Below are 5,687 nucleotides of genomic sequence, written 5' to 3' on the forward strand. Positions count from 1 at the left end.
GCAACGAGGCGCCCGCCCAGGCCCTGGCCGCCGAGATCGAGGCCGCAGGCGGCCGCGCCCTGGCACTGCGTGCCGACAGCGCCGATGCTGGCGCCATCACCGCGGCCATCGACGGCGCGGCGCGTGAGTTGGGCCGCCTGGACATCCTGGTCAACAACGCCGGCGTGGCTTTCATGGGCGAGGTCGGCAGCGTGCCGCTCGAAGAGCTGGACCGCACGCTCGCCATCAATGTGCGCGGCGTGTTCGTGGCCACGCAGGCCGCTGTGCGCCACATGGGCCAGGGCGGCGCCTATGGCCGCGTGATCACCATCGGCAGCACCAATTCGGATCGCCTGCCCTGGGCCGGCTTCAGCGTCTACGGCATGAGCAAGGCCGCCGTCGTGGGGCTCACGAAGGGCCTGGCACGCGACCTGGGCCCGCGCGGCATCACCGTGAACAATGTGCAGCCCGGCCCCGTGAATACCGACATGAACCCCGCCGACGGCCCCATGGCCAGCAACATGCACGGCATGATGGCTGTGAACCGCCATGCCGATCCGGCCGAGATCGCCGGCATGGTGGCCTATCTGGCCGGACCTGAGTCAGGCATGGTGACGGGCGCGAGTCTCCTGATCGATGGAGGCTTTGCCGCCTGACCTCACGCCGGTAGTTCCGCCACCACGTTGTGCAGCGCCACATGCCCCTGGAATCCGCCACTGCTGGTGGCGGGCTGCTGCCGCTCGATGGCATCGGCAAACACCACGGCGGGGTCGGCGCGCAGCTTGGCCAGGTGGGCCGCCAGGTGCGGGTAGTCCTCGACCCGCAGCACACCGTGGTACTCGGCCCAGCGCGCCACGGCGGCCAGGTAGGCATCGGCCACGGTCTTCTTGCCGCCACCGTCGATCCATTCGCGCCCGGCGAGCAGGCGGTCCAGGTAGGCGCAGCCCTTGGCGACCTGGGGGCGGCCCAGGTCGCGCAGGGCTTCCTGGCGCGGCGGGTCGGTGGCCATTTCGTAGGCAGCCCACAGTGGTGCGAATGCGGCGAAGAAGTCCGTGGCCAGGTAGGCCAGGGTCTGGTTGAGGCGGTCGTACTCCGGACTGCCTTGTGGGTAACCCAGTTGGTGGCCCTTTTGCGCCGCCAGGTGCTGGAGGATGGCCACGCTCTCGGTGAGCGTGCCGCCCTCGGCCGTCACGTAGGCGGGGGTCAGGTTCTGCGGGTTGATGCGGGCGAAGGCAGCGGGCCAGGGGTGTTCGAGCATCTCGATGCGCGATAGGGCATAGGGCGCGCCCAGCCATTCGAGCGCGATGATGCTGGCCAGTGAGCAGCCCTGGGGTACGCCATAGAAAAGGGTCGGGGTCATTGCAGGTCCTTGGTTGAAAGAAGAAGACCTTGCAAAGATACGGATGTGGCCTTTGCTTGGGTAGCCGGGTAAAAGTAGACTCATCGTCTTCTTTTGTGGACGATGGGCATGCTCAACCTCAATGACCTTCAGTGGTTCGTGCGCGTGGTGGACCATGGCGGTTTTGCTGCGGCTGCGCGGGCGCTGGAGGTGCCCAAGTCCACGCTGAGCAAACGCGTGGCGCAGCTCGAAGCCACGCTCGGCGTGCGCCTGATACAGCGCAGTTCGCGTGTATTCGTGGTGACCGACACCGGCCAGGCCTTCTACCGCCACGCCGCGGCCATGCTGATCGAGGCCGAGGCGGCCGAGAACGTGGTGCGCGGCCTGCAGGCCGAGCCGGCGGGCATCGTGCGCATCACGGCCTCGGTCACCACGGCGCAGCTGGTGCTGGCCGACCTGCTGCCCGCCCTGGCCGCGCGCCATCCCAGGCTGCAGGTGATGCTGCATGCCACCGACCGCTTTGTCGACCTTGTACAGGAGGGCTTCGACATCGGGGTGCGCGACCACTCCGCCCCGCTGCCCGATTCGGAGCTGGTGCAGCGGTGCGTGGGCCACGAGCCGTTCTACGCCGTGGCCTCGCCGGGCTACCTCGCGGGGCGCGGCACCCCAGCCCATCCGGGCGAACTGGCTGGGCACGACGCCCTGCTGCTTTCGCCCGCGCCATCGGCCCAGGCATGGACCTTTTTGCGCGATGGCGCGGCCACCATAACAGTGCGGCCGGTGCCGCGCTTCTTTGCCGACGAGCCCTGGACCCTGCTGCGGGCGGCCCTGGCGGGCGTGGGCATCGGCTGCCTGCCGCGCGGCCTGTGCCAGCCCGATATCGAGGCCGGCCGCCTGGTGCGGCTGCTGGCGGATTTCCGCTACGGCGCGAGCATGACCACCACCTTGCTGATCTCGCACCGGCGCGGGCAACTGCCCTCGGTGCGCGCGGCGGTGGACTTCCTGGCCGAGGGCCTGGCGCGCTACCGTGGGTTCGAGGAGTCCAGGGCCTTATAGTGGCCCACCATTCCACCCCGGACCCTGCCGTGCACCACACCTCCCATTTCCTGCGCAATGCCCGCACCGCCGCTGCGGCCCTGGCCACCTTGGTGGCCGCTTCCAGCGCCGGTGCCGTCACCCCGGCCGAGTCCGGCTATGTGGGCGAATACCGCGGAGGATCGGTGGACACCGTGGCCCAGCTCGCGCTGCTCGATGACAACACCTACTGCTTCGCCTTCACCGGTGGTGCACTGGACATGGTGGCGGCCGGCCGCTGGAAGGCCGAGGGCAGTGGTGTCCGGCTGCAGCAGGTGCGGCAGGAAGAAACCCTGTTTCCCGCATTTGCCCGCAAGGTGGACGCGCAGGGCGCCATGGTGGAGTTCGATTTCCATGGCCACACGCTGTCCAATGCCCGCGCGCCGGTGTTCGCCGTGTCGGCGGACGACGTGGCCCCCAGCACCCTGCGCCCCTTGTTCAGCGAGGGCAACAGCAACTGGTCCGAAAGCTACAAGCTGCCCCCCATGCCGGCCGAGTCGGTGCGCTACTTCTACCTGGGCGATGTGGTGGACGAGAGCCCTGGCAAGCCATCGGTGGTGAAGGTGGTGCAGTACCGGCTGGAAGGCGGCAACTCCGTGCGCGTGGGCTTCGACGAATTGCAGGCCATGCCGCTCATGGACCAGCGGGCAGAGCTCAAGGGGCAGGTACTGTTCCTGTCGGGCAGCCGCCTGGGCCAGCGCCGGCCCCTGAACCCCGAGGTCCTCAAGGCGGTGCGAAGCGGGTGCATCGAGCCTGCGCTCAAGCCCGGTGTTCCACGTCCGCTCAGGGAGGGGCAGAACAAGCCGCTGCCGCCCTTGAAGACCTTCACCGTCCGCCCATCGGTCATCCAGGGCAAGCCTTTCTTCGAGGCCGTGCGCAACTGACCGGCGCGCCCATTCAGGCCGACAGCGCTCCTGCGGGCGCGCGCGGCACCCTCTCGATCTGTGCCTTGGCCAGGCGCAACGCCTTGCGCATGTAACCGCGCCACAGCACGCTGGCCAGCAGCCAGAGCACCGGTGCCGCCCACTTCGAGCGCGCATGGAAGGCATGGCGCCAGCGCACCGTGGTCTGCGTGCCATTGGCCTCGGGGTCGAACCACCAGGCGCCATCGGCCCCCGTGGCCAGCCAGCGCAGGGCGCCCGAGAACCCGCTCACCGTGTAGGCGAAGTACTGGGCCGGGCGGTAGTGCTTGAGCCCTTCCTGCACGCTGCTGCCATCGGACATGGCCACCGTGCGCGTCTGCCCCGGGGCATCCCAGGGGCCGGTCTGGTCGCGGGTGCCGGTCACCGCAGGCAGAGGGCCGTAGCCCGTGAACAGCGTGGTGGGATCGACGGGCGCGATGAACCCGAACGCCTGGGCGGGCGAGGCCTTGATATGCGTCTGGACCGTGGCGGTAAAGGTGGGCATGGTGCTGGCGTCCGGTTCTTGGAGAGTGAACCGAATGTATTGTGGACGGCGGAAACGATAAATACCGTTTTCCCAAACGGACTGTTAGCCAAACCGTGAACAATTACCCCTTCCCGCAGCGAATGAACTGTGAACAAACCGGATTCAGGTGGCGCTTTGCCTGCGGCGTCCGGGTCTGGGCGCTGCTTTCGCCAGCTCCTGGGGGCTCAGGCTGAACACTGGGTTGTCCGCCAGCATCTCCACCGCCAGGTCGATGAAGGCGCGCACGCGCGCCGGCTGGGCGGCACGGCTGCCGTAGTACACATACAGCCCCAGGTGCCGGGGGATGAAGCCGGTCAGCACCGGCACCAGCTGGCCGCTGCGCACCAGCGGCGCGGCCGTCACGCCCACCAGCTGGCCGATGGCATGGCCGCCCAGCACGGCGCGCGCCTCCAGCTCGATGTCGTTGGCGCAGAAGGCCGGCGGGATGGCATGGGCCACGATGTCCTCGCCCACCTGGAACTCCCAGGGCATGGGCTTGCCCGTGGCCGGGTGGCGAAAGCCACTGCAGCGGTGCTGTGCCAGGTCTTCGATGCGCGTGGGCGTGCCGTGGCGCGCCAGGTAGGCCGGCGTGGCGCACACCACCAGCTGCAGCCACAGCAGGCGCCGCGCAATCACCCCACCCTCGGGCGGATACCCCGAGCGAAAACCTACGTCCACCCGGTCCTCGACCCAGTTGCCGATGCGGTCCTCGAGCTGCACGTCGGGCTCCACCAGCGGGTAGCGGCGCACGAACGCATCCACCACGGGCCAGATCACCTCCAGCATCATGGAGCGCGGCGCGGTGATGCGCAGCGGCCCCGCAATTTCCTCGCGCCCGCGCCGCGCACCGTGCACGGCACGCTGCAGCGTGGCCAGGCCGGGCTGGGCGGCGTCGAGGAACTGGCGCCCCTCCTCCGTCAGGCTCAGGCTGCGCGTGGTGCGGTGGAACAGCCGCACGCCCAGGTGCGATTCGAGCTGCCCCAGCGCCAGGCTGGCGGCCTGCGGGGTGATGCCCTGGGCCGAAGCCGCCTGGCGCAGGCTGCCCAGTTCGGCCGCCTTGGCAAAGGTGGCAATGGCGCGCAGTTCGTTGATGGCCATGGCGAGTTTCCTGCTGATTAGCAAGAATTGCTTGTGAATGAAGCGAGTGATTATGGGCTAGTGCAATGGCAATGGCATGCCTAAAGTTCATCCCCATGGCAGCGCACCACGTCTGCCAGAACCCCGAAATTCAACCTTTCCAAGGACTTCTGCCATGACCGCTCACGCTTCTTCTTCTTCCTTCCCCCGCATCTGGCTGATCACCGGCGCCTCGCGCGGCATCGGCGCCCGCATTGCCGAGGCCGCGCTGGCCCAGGGCGATGCCGTGGTCGCCACCTCGCGCAGCGCCGAGTCCATCACCCGCCGCCTGGGCGCCAGCGATGCGCTGCTGCCCCTGGCGCTGGACGTGACCGACGAGGCCCAGGCCCGCCACGCCGTGGGCGCGGCGCTGGAGCGCTTCGGCCGCATCGATGTGCTGGTCAACAACGCGGGCTACGGCTTGCTGGGCGCCGTGGAAGAGGCCACCGCCGACGAGGTGCGCCGCCTGTACGAGACCAATGTGTTCGGCCTGCTGAACGTGACACGCGCCGTGCTGCCGGCCATGCGCGCGCGCCGCGCTGGCCACGTGGTCAATATCTCGTCGCTGGGCGGCGTGCAGTCCGCCGCGGGCTTCGGCGTGTATTGCTCGACCAAGTTTGCGGTGGAAGGCCTCACCGAGGCGCTGCACGCCGAACTGGCGCCGCTGGGCAGCCACGCCACGGTGGAGGAGCCGGGCTCCTTGGGCACGGCGGGGCTCGACTGGGCGGCGGGGGCGGTGGGGGCGGGGGAG

General features: G+C 69.1%; 7 protein-coding genes. 4 read left to right on the forward strand and 3 right to left on the reverse strand.

Annotated features, from left to right (window positions below; all coding sequences use genetic code 11):
* Positions 1 to 635: SDR family oxidoreductase (locus ACK59X_RS26860; RefSeq protein ID WP_409961584.1), on the forward strand; the 635-nt coding region annotated here is incomplete at its 5' end.
* Positions 636 to 637: 2 nt separating this feature from the next.
* On the opposite strand, the gene ACK59X_RS26865 is transcribed toward ACK59X_RS26860, so the two are convergent.
* Positions 638 to 1,339: a glutathione S-transferase family protein gene (locus ACK59X_RS26865; RefSeq protein WP_409961585.1), complete on the reverse strand. Its 702-nt coding sequence runs from the start codon at positions 1,337 to 1,339 to the stop codon at positions 638 to 640.
* A gap of 108 nt (positions 1,340 to 1,447) precedes the next feature.
* Between ACK59X_RS26865 and ACK59X_RS26870 the strand changes: the two genes are divergently transcribed.
* Positions 1,448 to 2,374: a LysR substrate-binding domain-containing protein gene (locus ACK59X_RS26870; protein WP_409961586.1), complete on the forward strand. Its 927-nt coding sequence runs from the start codon at positions 1,448 to 1,450 to the stop codon at positions 2,372 to 2,374.
* Between the two features lie 29 nt (positions 2,375 to 2,403).
* A complete protein-coding gene (locus tag ACK59X_RS26875) occupies positions 2,404 to 3,276 on the forward strand; it encodes a hypothetical protein (protein WP_409961587.1) in 873 nt (290 codons plus the stop codon).
* Positions 3,277 to 3,289: 13 nt separating this feature from the next.
* On the opposite strand, the gene ACK59X_RS26880 is transcribed toward ACK59X_RS26875, so the two are convergent.
* Both ACK59X_RS26880 and ACK59X_RS26885 read right to left on the reverse strand, forming a co-directional pair.
* The gene (locus tag ACK59X_RS26880) at positions 3,290 to 3,799 is read right to left on the reverse strand and encodes an SRPBCC family protein (protein ID WP_409961588.1); all 510 of its coding nucleotides are present in this window, start codon (positions 3,797 to 3,799) and stop codon (positions 3,290 to 3,292) included.
* Between the two features lie 144 nt (positions 3,800 to 3,943).
* Positions 3,944 to 4,918, reverse strand: a complete 975-nt coding sequence (locus ACK59X_RS26885) for a LysR family transcriptional regulator (protein WP_409961589.1) — start codon at positions 4,916 to 4,918, stop codon at positions 3,944 to 3,946.
* A 154-nt stretch (positions 4,919 to 5,072) separates the two neighbouring features.
* Between ACK59X_RS26885 and ACK59X_RS26890 the strand changes: the two genes are divergently transcribed.
* Positions 5,073 to 5,687: SDR family oxidoreductase (locus ACK59X_RS26890; protein ID WP_409961590.1), on the forward strand; the 615-nt coding region annotated here is incomplete at its 3' end.

The sequence above is a fragment of the Acidovorax sp. genome, assembly GCF_046339755.1.
Classification (GTDB): Bacteria; Pseudomonadota; Gammaproteobacteria; order Burkholderiales; family Burkholderiaceae_C; genus Acidovorax.